An 18,782-nucleotide genomic window follows, 5' to 3' on the forward strand; every position below is an offset into this window, starting at 1 on the left:
CAAGCGACAGACGCAACGGCGGCTGCGTCTGTCCTTGCAGCGTGCAATCCGCGAGCGGATCACCCGCGCGATCGATCGCTCACGGTCGGCCGCTTTCCCACTGGCGCAGTTTCTCGCTCTCGTGCAACGCCTCCCTGAGCGTCGTTAACTCGGTATCCAGTGTCGCGGTGAGGTCGTTGCATGGCACTCCGCTGAACATCGCCTTCTGCCGGGCGTGCAGCGCATCGCGCACCGTGTCGATGGTCGCAATCGAGGGGGACTGCGTGCCGATTTCCGCGCGCAATGTTTCCAGGGCTTCGCGCAACCTCCCCACCTGTGGTCCCGGCGCAGGCGCAAGCCGCTCCCCCTCTTCCAGGGCGCGCGCAATCTGCGCCGGTGTCGGCGCCGAAAACAGCGCGATCGCCTCGTCGATGGGCTCGGCCAGCGCCTGAAGCGTGCGTGCGATGGTGCGTTGATGATTGGCTGCGGTGACGGCACGTTCCTGATCCAGTCGCGTCGCCTGGGTGGTGTTGGCGCCGTTCTTGGCCTTCAGCGCATTCCAGACCGTATCGTTGAACAGGGTCTGCACCGCCTGCTGCACGACCGAAGCGGTGGAGTTGCCGGCTTCGCCCGCAACGGCTCCGCTTGCGTTACCGCCACGCAACGGCGCAGCAATCAAGCGACCGGCGCCGAGCGAAGCGAAACTGGCCAACACATTGCCGAGCACGTGGCGGCCCAACACATCCCGCACCGCAGTTGTCATTGCATTGGTCGTCTTGAAGGCCTGCCTGGCCAAAGCCAGTGCTTCCTCACCGGTCTCCAGCAAATAGGTCGGGGGGAATCGCACGGCATCGGACCACTGCGCAGGTCGACGCGCCTTGTCCGGCAACGCCAGCGAAAACAGATTCAACCTCTGTTGTCCGCCCAGCAGATCGGGAACGCTCATCTGGCCGGTGCGCGCAACTGCCTTGCCGGTTTCAAGCAAGGCTTTCTGCACGACCCCTGCCCCGCCGATGGCGAGTGCGCTCAACCCCAGCTGGCCCGCTGGCGTGAGCGTATCCGGATCGTCGGAGGTTCGCCGCGCCACATTGAATCCTGCATTGATTGTCGGCTTGAGCAACAAGGTGTCCAGGGACTTGTCGTCCAATGTCGATTGCCAGTGGGCGATGCCTGCGCGCAGATCGTAGGCCTGCGCCTTGAGCTCCGCGAGCGTCGGTGCGTTGCCCTCGCCGGGGCGCGTGAATCGCTTGCATTGGCCGGTGATCTCCAATAAAACCGGCGGCGAATCGGGCAACAGGATTTTGGGGTCGATGGCCTTGAACCGCGGCAAGTTGGCGACACGCGCGCGCCGATCCATCGCCGGGATCAACATGGTCTGGCAGGTATACGAGGCCAATCCCGACACCGCACCGAAAAGCGCCGCCGTGCTCACGGCCTCCGATCCGCGCGGGCGCGTTCTTTCGTAGGCGGCGCTCGCTGCTATACCGAACGGGTTCCGCATCGCCGTGATGAGGAAGGCGTTGAGGCACTCGTAGGCGATCGGCCACGCTGCCTTTGCGCCCGCCGTCTTCATATCGCCGACGACCTGGTATCCGGCATCCGGCCCGAACGCAGTGATGCGCTCATCCACGCGCGCGTCCGCCCATTCCAGATACGCGGCCTGCAGCGCCTGCTGCTCCTCCGACGGCGCTGCAAATGGCAGTCTGTCCAGGCGTGCGCGTATCTGCCCCTTCAAGTCAGCGGCTGTCGACGCACTGCGCTGCGCATAGGTCGCTGCAACGGCAGGCGCGGCAGGCGCGTCCGACACATCGCTGACCGAGGACCAGGGGCTTAGCGGCGGAGTGTAAAACGCGGCATCCGTCAGCTCCGAAGAATGCGACGACTGCGAGGACTGCGAGCGATGGGATGCGCCATGCGAGCACTCGGCATGACTTGCGTCGGTCGTCGCGCGACGTGGAAACGCTGCGCGACTACCACGCAACATCGGGCCCGGAGAGCGTAAGCCCGCAAGCGGCCCGGTTGGAGGCCGCGTCTGCGGTGCTGCAGCGGCCTCCTCGGCCTGCGTTGGGTGTGTGGGGGCAGGCGAGGTTGCGCGGCTGCTGAAAGAGGCCCCAATGTCGCTGGTGAGCTTCATGAGGCCACCTCCGCCGGGCTGCCGGCCTGAGTCACCAGCGCGTCCAGCACCACACGGGCGACCACTTGCCCGCGCTCCAGCGCGGTGGCCACGGCATCGGGCGTGCGCCCGAGCAACAGCGGGCAGACACACAGCAGCCCAAGATCCGAGAGCGTGAGCCGCCATCCGTAGTGCGTCAGTAATTGTTCCTGCAGCGCCAGCAGCGTCACCACCTCATCGCCGCCGAGCTCGCGTGCGGCCAACGGCAGGATCACTTCCGGAAAGGCCGTCATTTCGCCCTGCTGCATCTGCGTGTGGACACGGCACCGCATGCCCGCAGGCCCAAGGATGGTTTCACCTTCGCCAAGTCGCTGCGCAAGCTCGTCGGGCAACCCAAGACGGACCGCCAGGTTGGTGAAAAATGCGTCGTTCGCGGTGTGGAGTTTTCCCAATTCCGACATTTTCCGAAATCCTCGAGAAAGTAGGCGATGAGTACCGATACACCATTCCGGTAGGACAAAGTCTCCGGTGCGGGACGCATACCCAGGTAAACCCCTGCGAAAGACTCTTGCCGTGCGCGAAGATGTCCTGCCGAAAAACATGCAACCGAGACCTGGATCAAGTGCACCGCACTCCGAGGCAATGCGAGATCACGTTGCACACCACGGGTCCGGGATTCAGTCGCTTACACCCCGGACATTCACATCGATATGCTCGACTTCGCGATGCAGGTCGCAAAAATGGGTCAGCGTGCTGCATTGTTTCCGCCCATAGCGGCCACCCGAAACATCAGACGTGGATTCGCTATCGATCGTTTCGCTTCACCCTATTTCATCAATACAAGCGAGTGGTATTCATGAAGGTTTCTTCCGCACCCCCAGACAGCACGTTCCTAAAATAACCATGTAGTGAATTGGTAATCCCCCCTCAGATCAGCAGGAGCCAGAAGTGGAATTTTCTCGTAACCTTTCCTGAGGAGATTTCCATGAAGACATCACGATTCACCGACAGTCAGATCATCGCGGTACTCAAGCAGGCCGAGGCCGGCACGCCTGTGCCAGAGCTATGCCGTGAGCACGGCATCAGCTCGGCAACCTTCTACAAGTGGCGTAGCAAGTTCGGCGGTATGGACGCATCGATGGTGTCCCAGCTCAAGGAGCTGCAGGAGGAGAACCGGCGCCTGAAGAAGATGTATGCCGAGTCGCAGATGACATCCGAGGTGCTTCGGGAGGCCATGGCAAAAAAATGGTGAGGCCATCTCAACGCCGAGAGATGGCCCGATGGGCGGTGAACAACAAGGCGATGAGTATCCGGTCAGCCTGCATGGCGTTTACGGTCAGTCAGACCTGCTACCGCTACCAGGCCAAGGCATCGGATGAGAACGCGCTGATCGCCGACTGGTTGATCCGATTGACCACCGCTTACCGCGACTGGGGCTTCGGCTTGTGCTTCCTGCACCTGCGCAACGTCAATGGCTTTGGCTGGAACCACAAGCGCGTGTATCGCATCTACCGGGAGCTGGAGTTGAACCTGCGGATCAAGCCAAGGAAGCGGCTTGTGCGAGAACGCCCAGAGCCGCTGGCTGTGCCCGAGTCGATCAACCAGGTCTGGTCGATGGACTTCATGCACGACCAGCTCAGTGATGGGCGCAGCTTCCGATTGTTCAACGTGATTGACGACTTCAACCGCCAAGGGCTGGGGATCGAGGTCGACCTGTCCTTGCCCTCGGCTCGTGTGATTCGGGCACTGGAACAGATCATCCAGTGGCGCGGCAAGCCGCGCGTGATTCGCTGCGACAATGGGCCTGAATACATCAGTGGTGCGCTACTGGGCTGGGCTGAACAACGCGGCATCCGGATCGAGCACATCCAGCCTGGCAAGCCGCAGCAGAACGCCTACGTTGAACGCTACAACCGGACGGTACGCTATGGATGGTTGGCCCGAACCATGTTCGACTCAATCGAGCAGGTGCAAGACAAAGCCACACGATGGCTATGGACCTACAACCACGAGCGTCCCAACATGGCGCTCGGCGGCATCACCCCCATGCAAAAGTTGGCACTTGCTGCATAGCTCCACTTTGGGCGACTGCTACAAATGGGGGGATTACCAATTCACCGAGCGACGAAAGGCAAAGCAGGCCAACCACAAAAACCGACCTGATTAGCCCTGACACTCAGCCATGAAAATTGCTCGCTGCACGTAAAACCGGCTCTGGGCATGGTGTGGATTGCATCATGGCCGTGGCAAGTCGCGGCAGCATCTCGCGCAAGCGGAATCGACGATTAAAACGATAGGCCGCCTCTCCCAGGTAACGCCTTGCGTATTTGCCTTGCGCGATGGCGTGATACACGCCACTGATGGCGCGTTTGAGATTGCCCAGCACCACGTTGACCCAACGTGCACCGGCCGTTTCGGTCGCGGCACGACCACCGCCAGTGTCCAGCGTGGTGTGCGCGTGGCCGGCGTCTTCCAGCCGGCGGAAGCAGGCCAGCCCATCGGTGTAGACCTCGCACCCGGGCGCCAGGCGACGGGCAATCCAGCCCTGCAGCGAGGTGTTATCGAAGCTGCGCACCGGCTCGATCACCACAAAGCGCGGCGCGGTGAAGGTGGCATCGGTCTGCACCGCAATCAGGAACGCTTGTTTGTTCTCCGATCCGCGTCCGGCCTTGCCACCGTTACGCTCGCCGCCCAGATAGGCATCGTCGATCTGCACGAAACCCGCCAGTTTCCGCCTGGATTCGCGCTCGGCCATAACCTGCATGATCTTGTGTTTCATCCGCCAGGCCGTCTTGTAGTTGACGCCCAGATGCCGCATCAACTCCAGCGCGGCCATGTTGGTTTTGGTCGAGGTCAGCAGGTGCAACGCCAGCATCCAGGTGCGCAGCGGCAGTTTGGTGCCTTCGAACATCGTGCCAGCGATCAGGCTGGTCTGATGCCGGCACGCGCTGCATTGGGAGTAGATCGCAGCACCCCGCTTGAAACGCGAGCGCACGCGCCCGGCACAGTGGGGACAGCGAAATCCCTGCGGCCACCGCCATTTGTATAGCGCGCGGTAGCACTTGGCCTCGGTGCCGTAGGACGCGAAGAACTCGGACATCGACAATCCAGCCTGGAACTGCACGGCATTGATGCTCATCACGCTGCCTCGTTGGCTTCAGGTGACAGCAGCATCCACAAAGCCCGGCGCAGATCCTGCGACTAGCGGCTGAAGGTCAGGGCTAATCAGGTAAACTCTTGTATGCAAGCGCAGCGGCAATTTGATTATCGATCGATAATCGCCACTGGCATAGCTTGCCCGAAGGGAATTATGCCTGCCTGATAGAGGTGAACGGCCGGATCAATGCAGGGCTGAGCGCTTGGGCTGCAGCCCTGCAGCAGGGTGTGGCAGAGGATTTTTACCAGTTGCCTGCGAATAGCTACGGACTACTGGGGATCACTGACGCGACCACGTTTGAACACTTGACACATTATTGCTATTGAAATAATTCAATAACTCCTCTCTCGTTCGCACTTCTGTTACATGGCTGACCTGGCGATCCCAGATGACCAGCTTTTCACCTTGGCGCATCGCAGCAACTAGGTGTCCGATGCCTGAATGACGCTCCATGCCGATCGCAATCTTTTCTTAGTCTGGAAGCTGATGCAGTGCACTGGCAAGGTCTTCCGGCGATCCGCGCTGGTGTTTGACACTGCCATTTTCGAATTTGCTGATTGCCCAGGTAAATTGGTCGGGCGTCATGCCATGTTGGCTAATGTATTGAATATTGTCTGGTGTCAGGCCCAGCCCGTTGACCACATGCGCCTCAGGAAGCCCGGTCAGTGCCGCAATCGTATGAAGACCGCAATCGTTGCAGGTGCCTGCGTGGAATGGCGGCATGCCAAGTGGCCGCATTTGCTGAGCCTGTGCGGACGATTGAGCAGGCTTGGGAGCGGTGCGATATCTCTTCGGAGCGGAACGTCCCTGGAGTTGTGCAAGCGGCCCATCGGTTTTCCTGATTAGCCCTGACCTTCAGCCGCTAGTCGCAGGATCTGCGCCGGGCTTTGTGGATGCTGCTGTCACCTGAAGCTAACGAGGCAGCGTGATGAGCATCAATGCCGTGCAGTTCCAGGCTGGATTGTCGATGTCCGAGTTCTTCGCGTCCTACGGCACCGAGGCCAAGTGCTACCGCGCGCTATACAAATGGCGGTGGCCGCAGGGATTTCGCTGTCCCCACTGTGCCGGGCGCGTGCGCTCGCGTTTCAAGCGGGGTGCTGCGATCTACTCCCAATGCAGCGCGTGCCGGCATCAGACCAGCCTGATCGCTGGCACGATGTTCGAAGGCACCAAACTGCCGCTGCGCACCTGGATGCTGGCGTTGCACCTGCTGACCTCGACCAAAACCAACATGGCCGCGCTGGAGTTGATGCGGCATCTGGGCGTCAACTACAAGACGGCCTGGCGGATGAAACACAAGATCATGCAGGTTATGGCCGAGCGCGAATCCAGGCGGAAACTGGCGGGTTTCGTGCAGATCGACGATGCCTATCTGGGCGGCGAGCGTAACGGTGGCAAGGCCGGACGCGGATCGGAGAACAAACAAGCGTTCCTGATTGCGGTGCAGACCGATGCCACCTTCACCGCGCCGCGCTTTGTGGTGATCGAGCCGGTGCGCAGCTTCGATAACACCTCGCTGCAGGGCTGGATTGCCCGTCGCCTGGCGCCCGGGTGCGAGGTCTACACCGATGGGCTGGCCTGCTTCCGCCGGCTGGAAGACGCCGGCCACGCGCACACCACGCTGGACACTGGCGGTGGTCGTGCCGCGACCGAAACGGCCGGTGCACGTTGGGTCAACGTGGTGCTGGGCAATCTCAAACGCGCCATCAGTGGCGTGTATCACGCCATCGCGCAAGGCAAATACGCAAGGCGTTACCTGGGAGAGGCGGCCTATCGTTTTAATCGTCGATTCCGCTTGCGCGAGATGCTGCCGCGACTTGCCACGGCCATGATGCAATCCACACCATGCCCAGAGCCGGTTTTACGTGCAGCGAGCAATTTTCATGGCTGAGTGTCAGGGCTAATCAGGAGAGTTTATGCTTGACCAGGAGACAGTGGTTTCGCACGCTGAGCCGTCCCTGGCCTCCGGTGCTCGCATCATGCAGCGTACCGAATGCCACCAACTGGACAAAGAGGTCTGGCATGACGACTCGTCCTCTCATGACCATCAGGCGGGATGATCCGCAGTCCGCTTTCCGCTTTTCGGATAACCCAAGCGGAGAGAGCCGCCCGGCGAGCTAACCCAGCGAGCTAGCCTCTCACGTTTCGGTGCAGTGTCATTGCGGCGCTCGCCACTTCTAGAACTCTCGCGAGCACTCCCAGCCCGGGGCCGCTGCATTAATGCTTGCCGGTCGCAAGCAGCAGCCGGCAAGGCGCATTGGCGTTCAAAGTAGCAGGATCGCATCAGTCGATCATGGTGATCGCCTGCGCTCCTCTCACAGCGAACGCCGAACAAAGGCGATCATTACCTGCGCCGCCCACCCCGCAAATTCCGGAGGTTTTCCTTCGTGTCCGCCTCGAAGTTGTCCGCAACGTCCTTCGGGATAATCTGCTTCCCCAACGGCACTCCGCCCGCGTCCTCCAGCTTCTGGCGGATTTCGCCGTTTTTCTTCTCTTTATCCAACCGCACCTCTTCATAATGCAAGCCCGCCAACACAGGCGCCTTGAGCATGTCCGTCGATCGATTAATGTCGTTGCCTACTAAATATCCTTTAACCCCATCAATGCGCTTTTGCCGCTTGGTTGCCCCCTTGCCTTCTCCTTTGACTGCGCCCTCGCCTGCGCCCTTAGCCGCGCCCTCGCCTGCACCCTTGGCCGCGCCCTCGCCTGCGCCCTTGGTCACCCCCTTGGCTGCGCCCTCGGCCACCCCTTTGGCGACCCCCTTGGCTGCGAGTCTGGCCGTGGGTCCACCGGCGGCACCCACCAGCGCCCCAGCCATGTTGATGCCGGCGAGTTCCCACGCCAGTTTCATGTCGCCGCCTTGCAGTGCAGTGTCGAGCACCTGTGCTGCCTGCGCTTCGCTCTCCAATGCCAGCGCTCCTACATCCGCAATCTCGCCGATGATGGGGATGCCGTTCAGTGCACTGAGTCCCACGGAGGCCCAGTCCAAGATCTTGCTGTCCCACTTGAGGAACTCATGCAGTCCCTTGCCGAAGGTGCCGATGTCCTTTTTCTTCTGCTTGATCTCGGGTTGATCGGCTTTGCCCATCAACATGTCCGCGACCGCCTTCTTCTGGTCGGGCGATGTGGCCGCGTGCGTGGGCGATTTCTCCACGGCCTTGTTGGCCGCCGTCATATGATCGTAGAACTGCCGAAAATCCTTGTTGCTGATCTTGCCTGAGTCGACGACATGGCCACCGCCGAAGAAGCTGTGGGGCTTCTTGTAGCCAGTGATCGAATTGTTCAACAAGCCGAACAGCAGCGGGTCGCCCAACAACTGTTTGGCGGCGTCACGCACGGCGGGGTCGGCTTTATCGTCCTTGACGATCGTGTCGAGCTTGTCGCGGGTCACCTCTTTGCCGTCGCCGAAGAACGCATCCTGGTGCGTGTTAATGGTGTCGAGCGTTTTCAGTTCGGGGGCGGTCAGGTGCATCTGCGATGCGGATTTCTGCAGAAAATCCGGCGTACTCAGCGAACCCGCGTCTCCCGCCAGCGCCTTCCACTGGTCGGGGTGCTCACGAAAGTACTGCGCGGCGGCGATGACCTGCGGAGGGCACTTCTTGGTCTTGCTGTCGCCTTCGACCAAGTGCTTGAAGGCGTCCTGGTTCAGATCCTTCGGCAGATAGTCCGAGTAGCGATAGAGTTCGCGCATCGCGTCGCTTTCGGTCATGACCGTTGGCTGGGTCTTGTCCGGGCTGTCCGACGCCACATAGTTTTGCGTGTAGCCCTTGGCTTGCTTGTTGGAGTATTCCGCGACCTGCGCGTGGCCGGCCGAGAACTTGCTGAGATCGCCGGCGGTAATCTTGCCGCCACACTTGCCATCGCCCTGCGAGCCAATGGCAAAGAACAGCCGCGGATCTTTCTGCAGTTCGGTCAATGCCTTCTTCAGATCCGGCGGCGTCGCCGGATCGTTGATCTTCGCGTCGAGATCGGCCCAGGCGACCGGCAATTGGTCCTTGTGGCGATCGAGCGTGGTGACGATTTCCAATTCGTTCTGGGTGAGCGTCCCGTCTTTCCAGGTGACCGACGAGCCGTCCACCGCAGGTGGCAGGTCGCGCCCCTTCATTTTTTCGGGATTATAGGTCGCGTTCTTTCCGCCCAGCTCACTCACCTGCGGATGGCGGTCGGCAAAGTCGTAGAGGTTGGCTGCAATGAGCGTGCCGTTGCATTTACCCTGGTCGTCGTGGTGGTGCTTGCCGTGCCCCTGCGATGCCATCGCGAAAAACAGGCCAGGGTCCTGTTGCAGGCCTTGCAGCGCCTTTTTCAGGTCGGGTGGAGTGGATGGATCGTTGATCTTTTCGTCGAGCTTGCCGAACTCGATCGGCATCATGTCGCGATGCTGATTGAGCGTGGAGACAATCTCAAGCTGGGACTGCGTGAGCGTGCCACCGTCCCATGTCACCGATGAACCTTCTGCCGCCGGCGGCGGAGTCGATCCCTTCAACTTTTCGGGGTTGTAGGTCGCGTTCTTTCCGCCCAGCTCACTCACCTGCGGATGGCGGTCGGCAAAGTCGTAGAGGTTGTCTGCAATGAGTTTGCCGTTGCACTTGCCCTGGTCGTCGCCGTGGTGCTTGCCGTGGCCCTGCGATGCCATGGCGAAGAACAGCCCAGGATCCTGTTGCAGACCTTGCAGCGCTTTTTTCAGGTCCGGCGGAGTGGATGGATCGTTGATCTTTTCGTCGAGCTTGGCGAACTCGATCGGCATCTTGTCGCGATGCTGATTGAGCGTAGAGACGATCTGAAGCTGCGACTGCGTGAGCGTGCCACCGTCCCAGGTCACCGATGACCCCGGCATGGCGGGTGGCGCGGTGGCGCCCTTGATGTCCTTGGGGTCGAACGGCGTCGGCAGCGTCTGCCAGGACGTGCGTTTCTCGATCGGCTGGTTGGCTTGAATGTCGTCGGCTGAAGGCGTTGCCAACCCCGGAATGCCACTGCCAGGCCCATTGATTGGCGTGTTGCCGTAGGTGGCGGCAATCAAGCTGTAAATCTGCTGCAAGAACAGGTTGTCCATCGCCAGCAACAGATCGGAGTCATTCATGGCCGAATCGGATCCGGGCGCCTCCGGCGACGACGCGTCATCCGTGAGAGGTAGAAACAGACCGGCGGCACTCCCGGTCGAAAGCGTGTTGAGCGACATGTGCGGCCTCGCAATGGCAGAGCAGTGACAGAGCGGCTGCATATGAGTACATGCTCATACGGTCACACGGGCATGTCTCATGCGGCGAACACGAATGTTCGCCATTCTCGCCAAGGGATGCATGCGCCGATGAACTATTTTGGCGAAAAAAGCGCAAGAAAGTGCGCGCGGGCGGCGAGCCTGCAAACCGAGGTAGGGGTAAGACATGCTGATCCATGGACGCGGGCACGAGACAATTGGCCGGATCGTTACCATTGGCTGCGCGGTGAATAGTCTGCAGACACGCCTATGAAGCCCGCGGATTGCCTGGCCGCAGCTCGCTCATTCCGCTGGAAGCGGAAGCTGCGCCAGCAGTTTGTCCAAGGTGATTGGATACTCGCGGACACGAATGCCGGTGGCGTTGTAGATGGCGTTTGCGATGGCCGGCGCTACACCTGTCAGCCCCAATTCGCCGACGCCTTTCGCCTTGAGCGGCGACATGGTGGGATCGACCTCGTCGATGAAATGCGCCTCCAGATGCGGAATATCGGCATGCACGGGCACTTCATAACCAGCCAGATCGTGATTGACGAAAAAGCCCAAGCGGCGATCGACAGCCATCTCTTCCATCAACGCGGCACCGACGCCCATCACCATGCCGCCGATGATCTGGCTTCTGGCAGTCTTCGGGTTGAGAATGCGTCCGGCCGCACAGACCGCCAGCAGGCGTCGCACGCGGATCTCGCCGGTGTAGCCGTTGACGGCCACTTGCGCAAAATGCGCACCGAAGGTCTGCTGGGCATAGCGCTCCTTCAAGCCAGCGAATTCCATCGCATCCTCGACCACGATGTCGTGCTGCGCTGCCGCGTGGCGCAAAGGCACGCGGCGCGTGCCGGCCGTCACCATGTCATCGGCAAACTGCGCCGCGTCCGCCTGCATGCCAAGCCGCTGGGCGATCGCGTGACGGAGGGCGACGCACGCTGCATACACGCCTGCGGTAACCGAGGCCGCGCCCTGCTGACCGCCCGACCCTGGCGTCTCCGGAAAGCTGGAATCGCCCAGGCGGACGACGACCTGCTGCAATGGCACGCCCAGCATCTCGGCAGCGGTCTGCGCCACGATGGTGTAGCTGCCTGTGCCGATGTCGGTCATGTCGGTTTCGATGGTCACCGTGCCGGTGCGATCCAGACGCGCACGCGCACCTGCCTTGGAAATCGGTGCACCGCGCACGGCGGCGGCCATGCCCATGCCGATCAGCCACTGCCCATCGCGCACGCTTGCCGGCCGCGCCAGCCGTTGGCTCCAACCGAAGCGTTCGGCACCGACCCGCAGGCACTCGACGAACGCGCGCGTGGAAAACGGCTTGCCCGCGTTCTCCGGATCCACCTGGGTGTCGTTGAGGATGCGCAGCGCAACCGGATCCAGCGCGAGCTGTTCGGCCAGCTCGTCCATGGCGATTTCCAGCGCCATCATGCCGGGCGCCTCGCCAGGCGCGCGCATCGCATTGCCTTCGGCAAGGTCGAGCACGGCAAGGCGCACCTGCGTCATCCTGTTCGCACCTGCGTACAGCACGCGGGTCGAAAGCGTCGTGGGCTCGGTACGCCCCCCGGGCAGATTGCCGGACCAGCTTTCGTGGCCGATGGCGGTGAGGTGCCCATCGCGTGTGGCGCCCAGCCTGACGCGCTGGATCGTCGCTGGCCGATGGATGGTGCTGTTGAACATCAGCGGCCGTTGCAGCGTCACCTTGACGGGTCTACCGACCGCTTTGGCGGCGAGTGCGGCCATGACCAGATCCGACTGGACCGTGCCCTTGCCCCCGAAGCCACCGCCGATATACGGCGAGAGCAAACGGATGTGCTGCTTGGGAATGCCGAGGATCTTGCCCAGATCGCGCCGGCCCCAGTTCATTTGCTGGATCGAGGTGCGGCAGGTGAGCTGATCGCCCTGCCAACTGGCGATGCTGGCACGCGGCTCCATCATCGCGTGCGCCTGGTCCGGCGTGGTGTAGCTGGCATCGACCTTGACCGGTGCGGCCGCGAAGGCCGCAGCGAAGTCGCCCACCGAGGTTTGCGGTGGACCACCAAATGGCGCCTGCTGTGCGATCGGCGCACTGTCCAGCTGCTGCGCCAGGTCATAGCGGCCGGCTTCACGCACATACTCCACGCGCACCAGCGCAGCCGCCGCACGCGCTTGCTCGAAGGTGTCGGCCACCACCACCGCAACGGGCTGGTGATAATGCTCGACCTCGGGCGCGGCCAGGAAGCGCTGCACGTAGAACTCGCCGGTTCGCAGTGCCTGGGCGTTCTTGTAGGTGAGCACATGCAACACGCCGGCAGCATTCGCAGCGTCGGTCGTGTCGATGTGCGCAATACGCCCCTTGGCGATCGCGGCGCCGACGATGTAGCCGTACGCCAGATCCTGCACGTTGTCATGCCACTCGTAGGCGTAAGGCGCGGTGCCCGTCACCTTGAGCGGGCCTTCGATACGGTCCACGGGCTTGCCGACCACCCTGAGCTGGTCGATGGGAGTGATGCCTGCCGGCGTGTCGAACTTCATTGAGCGTATCTCCAGCGCAGCATGCGAAAGCTGCGTATCGGGCAGTGCGATCGCGTGCTGTAGTTTCCTGCCCAACAGACGGCTCAGTTGCCAACAGGGCTGGGGGGCGCACACGAGCACATGGCCAGCTGTTGTACCAGACCCCAGGAGCATCGACGCTGGTCGGGCCGGGATGCGCTCATGAGAATTTTTCAGCAATCACTTCATCGCGTTTGGGCACCAGGATCAGGTCAGAGGCAACCATCGCAAGGCGCCTGTCCCGGAGCCTGCCGGAGCAGTCCTCAGCGTCTGCTGAACATGTGGTGGCGCTCCTCATCACTGAGGGGCTGCCCGGCATTCGGGTTGACCTGGTCTTTGCGCGCATAGGCACGCTGCACTGCCGGGCGTGCAGCAATGTCACCCTGCCAGCGCTGCAGATGCGGGAACGCGTCGTAATCGGGCTTCAGCTCGCCATAGACCTCGAACCAGGGATAGCTGGCCATGTCGGCGATGCCGTACTCGGCGCCAGCGACGAAGGCGTGCTCGGCCAGGCGCTGGTCGAGCACGCGATGCAATCGACGCACCTCGGCAGTGTAGCGATCGATGGCATAGGCAATGTTCTCCTGCGCATAGACGCTGAAGTGAGCCATCTGGCCGCTCATCGGACCAAGGCCACCCACTTGCCAGAACAACCACTCCAGAGCAACAAGGCGGCCGCGTGCGTCAACAGGCAGGAACCGGCCGGTCTTCTCGGCAAGATACAGAAGGATCGCGCCGGACTCGAAAACGCTCAGCGGTGCACCACCATCGGCCGGAGCATGATCGACAATGACCGGCATCTTGTTGTTTGGCGAAATCCGCAGGAAGTCAGGTGTGAACTGGTCGCCCTTGCCGATGTTGACCGGCTTGAGCGTGTAGTCCAGACCAGCCTCTTCCAAAAACAAGGTGACCTTGTGGCCGTTGGGGGTGGGCCAATAGTAGAGATCTATCATCGTCACTCAAGCTCAGTCAAAAGTCACAACGAGCCGTCCGGTGACATGACCCTGGGCACTCAGGTCATGCGCCGTTGCAAGATCCTGCAGTTGGAATGTCTGCGCTACCGGCAACGTAAAGGATCCCGCGACACTGAGTATTGCAACGTGCTCCAACACCTTAACCGCGCTTTGCTTATCCATCGGCTCAAAGGAGGTCGTCACCCCGTACTGCGGTGCAGTGAGATCGGCGATCGACACCACTTTCGACGGGCTACCGGTGATTGCCACCAACTCCGGAATCATTCCAGAGTCGACCACATCGAGCGCGGCCTGTACCCCTTCGGGTGCGAGTTCGGCAACACGGTGGGAAAGACCCGGTCCGTAGGTGGTCGGGATCGCTCCCAACGAACGTAGATAGTCATGCTTTGGCTCGCTTGCCGTGCCGATTGTGCGGATACCAGCAACACGCGCGAGTTGAAGTGCGGCAGAACCCACGCCGCCAGCAGCACCGCTAATCAATAGCGTCTCCCCGGGCTTGACTCCCACCTGATCGATGATGCGTGCAGCCGTTTCGGCAGCGACCGAAAGGCCAGCCGCTTCCTCGAATGTCAGTGCGTCAGGCTTGGCAACCCACTCATCCAGGATGGCGTATTCGGCCATCGTATCGTTGCCCTTGCCAAACACGCTGGTGCCCAGCAGATCGGCCGGGACGCCTTCACCAACGGCATCGACAACGCCTGAAGCCTCGCATCCGCTTCCTGCGGGAAACGCAAGCGGCATCATTGCATGCATGTATCCGGCACGCAGTTTCCAGTCGATCGGATTGACTGCTGTCGCCTTGACCCGGATGCGAACTTGCCCCGGACCCGGCACTGGCTTATCGATCTGTTCGATCTTGAGGACCTCAGAGCCTCCATAGGCGTGGAAACGTACTGCTTTCATGCGAGCATTCCTTGAAGACGTGAGTGAATGAAATGACAACCCGAATCACATCACAGGCTGAGCGCACCTGTGAACTCCGGGATCCTGTCGACGCCGCCATTGTTCGCCCGCACAAACCAAGCGCATAGTCTCGAATACCTGGACATGATGTCTTGCAAATGGAACATCCCTTGGATATCGCAGCCCTCGCAGACTTCAACCTTGTCGTCATCCACGGGGGCTTCGGAAGCGCAAGCCGTGCCAGCGGGCAACCAAAGGCCACCTTGTCTCGTCGAGTACGTTCGCTTGAAGAGAGCCTTGGCATACGGCTTGTCGAGCGGGGCGGCCACACGCTACGGCTCACACCGGAGGGCGAAGTTCTCCACGCGAGAACGTCCGACCCCTTCGGCGAAATCGCCCAGGTGGTTGAAGAGCTGAAATCAGGCATCGGTCGGCCACGCGGCGTGCTGCGCATCAGTGCGCCGCTGCTGTTCTCACACATTGCCATGGGGCGCATCGGCGCAGCCTTCCTGCGCGCGCATCCAGATGTGCAACTGGAGGTGACTGCTGAAGACCGCCTTGTCGACCTGGTGGAAGACGGATACGACATCGTGATTCGCTTCAACCCTCCAACGGACGACAAGCTGGTCGGCCGGCGCTTTCTCAACGACCAATTGGTGCTGGTTGCTCCACCGGGCCTGAATCGTCCTCAAGCCAGAGAAGCGACTCCCTCCGGTGTAGAACTCCAGGTCATCACACGCATCGGCCGCAAGGTCATTCCTCCGTGGAAGGTCGTCGATAAAGATGGGCACATGTACACCTATCTCCCCAGGCCGGTGCTCTGGTACTCGACGCCGCTCCTGATCAGAAACGCAGTACTGGCTGGTGCCGGCGCAGCAGTGGTGCCGCGGTCCGCCGTGGTAGAGGACATCGCCGGCGGGAGGGTTGCCGAATGGGGCGTCGTACAGGCACCGCCGCTCGAAGGCTGGGTGTTGCATGCGTCACGCCGCCTGGTAAGCCCCAAGGTGACCGCGTTCGTCGAGTTTCTATGCGGACATTTTTCCAAGAACACGCCTTAGCGGTTTCTGGTGTTGACGCATCCACGCTCAAAGACCAAACAGACGCTCTGCATTTCCTTTGGCAATCAGCGCCTTTCCAGATACTCACCTTGGATTTTTTTGAATGTCGCAAGAGGAGAGCAGTTGTAGCGAAAGGGGCGCCATGGTAGAAAGCGGCTGTCGAAAGAGTGCTGACCGGATGGTAGCCCGGTCGCTATTCAAGTGAATGGCAACTCCTCCCGCCTCAGGGTATCCGCGACACCTCCCGCCCCGGCATGCCGGTAGCGAAGGTGTGGCCGCTGATGCCTGGTTCATCGTCGACATACCTTCTCCATTTCTTAGCGAAGGATCCAAGACGATGAAACTCACACATAACACCATCCTCATCACCGGCGGCGCAACGGGGATTGGTCTTGCCTTGGCAAGGCGCTTCTCCGCCGACGGCAACCAGGTCATCATCTGCGGCCGCAATGCATCCTCTCTTGCGCAAGCAAAGGCCGAAATCCCCGCCTTGATCACGCGCATCTGCGATGTGGCAGATCCAGATAGCCGCAACGCATTGACACAGTGGCTGCAGGACGAGCACCCCACCCTCAACGCCATCGTCAACAATGCGGGGATTCAGGTGCATCGCGACTTCATGGCCGACCCCGCGATGGACACCCTCGACCAAGAAGTGGCTATCAATTTCACTGCTCCCATTCACTTGATAAGCCATCTATTGCCGTTACTGCAGCGGCAGACCAACGCTTATATCGTCAATGTCAGCTCTGGCCTGGCCTTTTCGCCAATGGCCGATGTCCCGGTTTACTGCGCCACGAAGGCTGCAATCCACTCGTTCACGCTCAGTCTGCGGCATCAGTTGAGGGACACCAATATCCGTGTGATCGAGATCGCTCCCCCTATCGTTGATACGGGTTTGGGCGGCAACACGCGCAGCGAAGGTGTCTCCAACAACATGATGGTCAGTGCAGAAGATTTCGTCGACGAGGCATTCGCGCAGCTTGAACAGGGTAAGGACGAGGTGCTTGTCGGCATCTCCGCAAGAACGCGCGAGTTGGGAGAAGCAATGTTCGATCGCATGAACAACCGCGCATAGTTCAATCTTGCAATTTAATCCGTGATCGCCTTTGATTGCGCTGAGCGAGTGGCGGTGATCTGGAGACGCGTCCGGGCTGATCGTCAGAGAACCCGGCTATTTCCTGATGGCACACAGGAATCACCTTGTAATGGGTGAAGAGCGTGGCCTTGCACATGCGAGGCCACGCTCTGTGTACTTGATGCTCAGAGGATCGGTTTGACCGCGTGAGACGTCCCTTCGATTCCCTCAATTCTTGAGTGAGTCCTGCCAATGACAAAACAGCAACAGTCAGTGACCGCCCGCCGCAAACAGAACTTCCCAGTTAACAAAGGGCCCAAACGGGATCACGTCCCAATCGATCAGGCCGGCCTTGGCCAGAGGGAACTCAGCGAGCGCAGACTTTGCAGCTGCTACCGAATCCGCCTCTGCGATGATCACGACACCGGGACGATCCTGTCGGAAGTAGATGTCACGAATAACGCCGTCCTTGTAGTGCTGCCAACTATGCTGGACTTCTTCCAGCATATACGGCTTGTACTTTTCCAGGGTTACACCCGGTTGCGGGATGTCGAGGCAAAGCAATCTCATGGTCAATGTCCTTGGTTGGGTGTCAGACGATTCAAGTGCTGCAAAAGCGGCGGGTCGTCTCGGCAACACGGCGACCTAGGGAACCTCTGAACAACGCACCACAGATACGCGACACTACCCGCCTGATGTTGAGGAGTGATCCATGCAACTGACGTTCGGTGACGCTGAGGGCCTGGGCAAGCGCAAGCAGACCCGGCGCGAGATCTTTCTGGCCGAGATGGAGCAGGTGGTTCCGTGGCAGCAACTGCTCGGTCTGATCGCGCCGCACTATCCGGTATCGGGCCGGCCAGGTCGGCAGCCGTACGCACTGGCGACGATGTTGCGGATTCATCTGCTGCAGCAGTGGTATGCGCTGAGCGATCCGGCGATGGAAGAAGCACTGCACGAGATCCCGACCTTGCGGCGGTTTGCCCAGCTCGGTGGCTTGGACAACGTTCCGGACGAGACCACGATTCTCAACTTTCGGCGCCTGCTGGAGACCCATGGCCTTGCCGCGCGGATGCTGGAAGCGGTCAACGCGCATCTGGCGCGCAAGGGCCAGAGCCTGCGGTCGGGCACGATCGTCGATGCGACGCTGATCGCGGCGCCCAGTTCGACCAAGAATGCCGACAACGCGCGCGACCCTGAGATGCATCAGACCAAGAAGGGCAATCAGTGGTATTTCGGGATGAAGGCGCACATCGGCGTGGATGAATTTTCCGGGTTGGTGCACCACGTCCATTGCACAGCCGCCAACGTCGCCGATGTCACGGTGATGCACACGTTGCTGCATGGCAAAGAAGACAGCGTGTTCGGCGATAGCGGCTACACCGGTGCGGACAAACGCGAAGAACTGCAGGCCTGCAAGGCTGCATTCTTCATCGCCGCCAGGCCCTCGACGATGCAAGCCCTCGGCAACAAACGCGAGCGTGCTCGGGAAAGACGTTGGGAACACTTCAAGGCCAGCGTGCGCGCGAAGGTGGAGCATCCATTCCGGGTGATCAAGCGCCAGTTCGGCTACACCAAGGTCCGCTATCGCGGCCTGGCCAAGAACACCGCGCAGGTGCTGACCTTGTTTGCGCTATCGAACCTGTGGATGAAGCGAAAGCAGTTACTGCCGACGATGGGGAGCGTGCGCCTGTAACCCGGGCAACACCCTGCAAACGCGCCGGAAACGGCAAAAAAATCGAGGATCTGAGCGCCGTCAGCCTGGTCGATGTGGTTAGGCTCATCCTCCGATGC

Annotated in this window: 14 protein-coding genes; 5 read left to right on the forward strand and 9 right to left on the reverse strand. The window is 60.9% G+C overall.

Features of this window, described 5'->3' with window-relative positions:
• Positions 1 to 79: 79 nt before the first annotated feature.
• Together xopF1 and hap3 are read right to left on the reverse strand one after the other, a co-directional pair.
• Positions 80 to 2,113, reverse strand: coding sequence for a type III secretion system effector XopF1 (xopF1, locus tag NMB96_RS03080; RefSeq protein WP_043889033.1), 2,034 nt, complete (start codon positions 2,111 to 2,113; stop codon positions 80 to 82).
• Positions 2,110 to 2,553, reverse strand: a complete 444-nt coding sequence (gene hap3 / locus NMB96_RS03085) for an Hpa3 family type III secretion system protein (RefSeq protein WP_023903165.1) — start codon at positions 2,551 to 2,553, stop codon at positions 2,110 to 2,112. Before hap3 ends, xopF1 begins: the two co-directional genes overlap by 4 nt.
• 524 nt (positions 2,554 to 3,077) lie before the next feature.
• Here hap3 and NMB96_RS03090 point away from each other — a divergent pair.
• Positions 3,078 to 4,165 (forward strand): IS3 family transposase gene (locus tag NMB96_RS03090; protein ID WP_255086190.1). Its coding sequence is split into 2 segments (ribosomal slippage): positions 3,078 to 3,330 and positions 3,330 to 4,165, totalling 1,089 coding nucleotides; the frame shifts between segments, so codons are not numbered across the junction.
• Positions 4,166 to 4,268: 103 nt separating this feature from the next.
• Here the strand turns inward: NMB96_RS03090 and NMB96_RS03095 are convergent.
• On the reverse strand, positions 4,269 to 5,231 hold the full coding sequence (locus tag NMB96_RS03095; protein ID WP_023904071.1) for an IS1595 family transposase: 963 nt from the start codon (positions 5,229 to 5,231) through the stop codon (positions 4,269 to 4,271).
• Between the two features lie 489 nt (positions 5,232 to 5,720).
• Complete coding sequence (locus NMB96_RS03100; RefSeq protein WP_183086628.1) at positions 5,721 to 5,972, reverse strand: hypothetical protein; 252 nt, start codon at positions 5,970 to 5,972, stop codon at positions 5,721 to 5,723.
• A gap of 205 nt (positions 5,973 to 6,177) precedes the next feature.
• Here NMB96_RS03100 and NMB96_RS03105 point away from each other — a divergent pair, with 205 nt between their 5' ends.
• A complete protein-coding gene (locus NMB96_RS03105; protein WP_023904071.1) occupies positions 6,178 to 7,140 on the forward strand; it encodes an IS1595 family transposase in 963 nt (320 codons plus the stop codon).
• A 453-nt stretch (positions 7,141 to 7,593) separates the two neighbouring features.
• On the opposite strand, the gene NMB96_RS03110 is transcribed toward NMB96_RS03105, so the two are convergent.
• From NMB96_RS03110 to NMB96_RS03125, 4 genes are all read right to left on the reverse strand, one after another.
• Positions 7,594 to 10,425 (reverse strand): HrpF/NolX family T3SS translocon protein, encoded by a 2,832-nt coding sequence (locus NMB96_RS03110; protein WP_023902384.1) that lies wholly within the window; start codon positions 10,423 to 10,425, stop codon positions 7,594 to 7,596.
• A gap of 321 nt (positions 10,426 to 10,746) precedes the next feature.
• Positions 10,747 to 12,960, reverse strand: coding sequence for an aldehyde oxidoreductase molybdenum-binding subunit PaoC (paoC, locus tag NMB96_RS03115; protein ID WP_255086191.1), 2,214 nt, complete (start codon positions 12,958 to 12,960; stop codon positions 10,747 to 10,749).
• A 281-nt stretch (positions 12,961 to 13,241) separates the two neighbouring features.
• A complete protein-coding gene (locus tag NMB96_RS03120; RefSeq protein ID WP_255086192.1) occupies positions 13,242 to 13,931 on the reverse strand; it encodes a glutathione binding-like protein in 690 nt (229 codons plus the stop codon).
• A gap of 12 nt (positions 13,932 to 13,943) precedes the next feature.
• Entirely contained in the window at positions 13,944 to 14,855 is a 912-nt protein-coding gene (locus NMB96_RS03125; RefSeq protein ID WP_255086193.1) for an NADP-dependent oxidoreductase, read from the reverse strand.
• Between the two features lie 170 nt (positions 14,856 to 15,025).
• On the opposite strand from NMB96_RS03125, the gene NMB96_RS03130 reads away from it, so the two are divergent.
• Positions 15,026 to 15,913 (forward strand): LysR family transcriptional regulator, encoded by an 888-nt coding sequence (locus NMB96_RS03130; protein ID WP_255086195.1) that lies wholly within the window; start codon positions 15,026 to 15,028, stop codon positions 15,911 to 15,913.
• Between the two features lie 337 nt (positions 15,914 to 16,250).
• A complete protein-coding gene (locus NMB96_RS03135; RefSeq protein ID WP_255086196.1) occupies positions 16,251 to 16,991 on the forward strand; it encodes an SDR family oxidoreductase in 741 nt (246 codons plus the stop codon).
• A 270-nt stretch (positions 16,992 to 17,261) separates the two neighbouring features.
• On the opposite strand, the gene NMB96_RS03140 is transcribed toward NMB96_RS03135, so the two are convergent.
• Positions 17,262 to 17,561 carry a YciI family protein gene (locus NMB96_RS03140; RefSeq protein WP_023902378.1) on the reverse strand — a complete coding sequence of 100 codons (300 nt, stop codon included), beginning with the start codon at positions 17,559 to 17,561 and terminating at the stop codon, positions 17,262 to 17,264.
• A gap of 142 nt (positions 17,562 to 17,703) precedes the next feature.
• Here NMB96_RS03140 and NMB96_RS03145 point away from each other — a divergent pair, with 142 nt between their 5' ends.
• The gene (locus tag NMB96_RS03145) at positions 17,704 to 18,684 is read left to right on the forward strand and encodes an IS5 family transposase (protein ID WP_183086603.1); all 981 of its coding nucleotides are present in this window, start codon (positions 17,704 to 17,706) and stop codon (positions 18,682 to 18,684) included.
• The last annotated feature ends 98 nt before the right edge of the window (positions 18,685 to 18,782 follow it).

The sequence above is a fragment of the Xanthomonas hortorum genome, from assembly GCF_024339125.1.
In the GTDB taxonomy this organism is placed as follows: Bacteria; Pseudomonadota; Gammaproteobacteria; order Xanthomonadales; family Xanthomonadaceae; genus Xanthomonas; species Xanthomonas hortorum.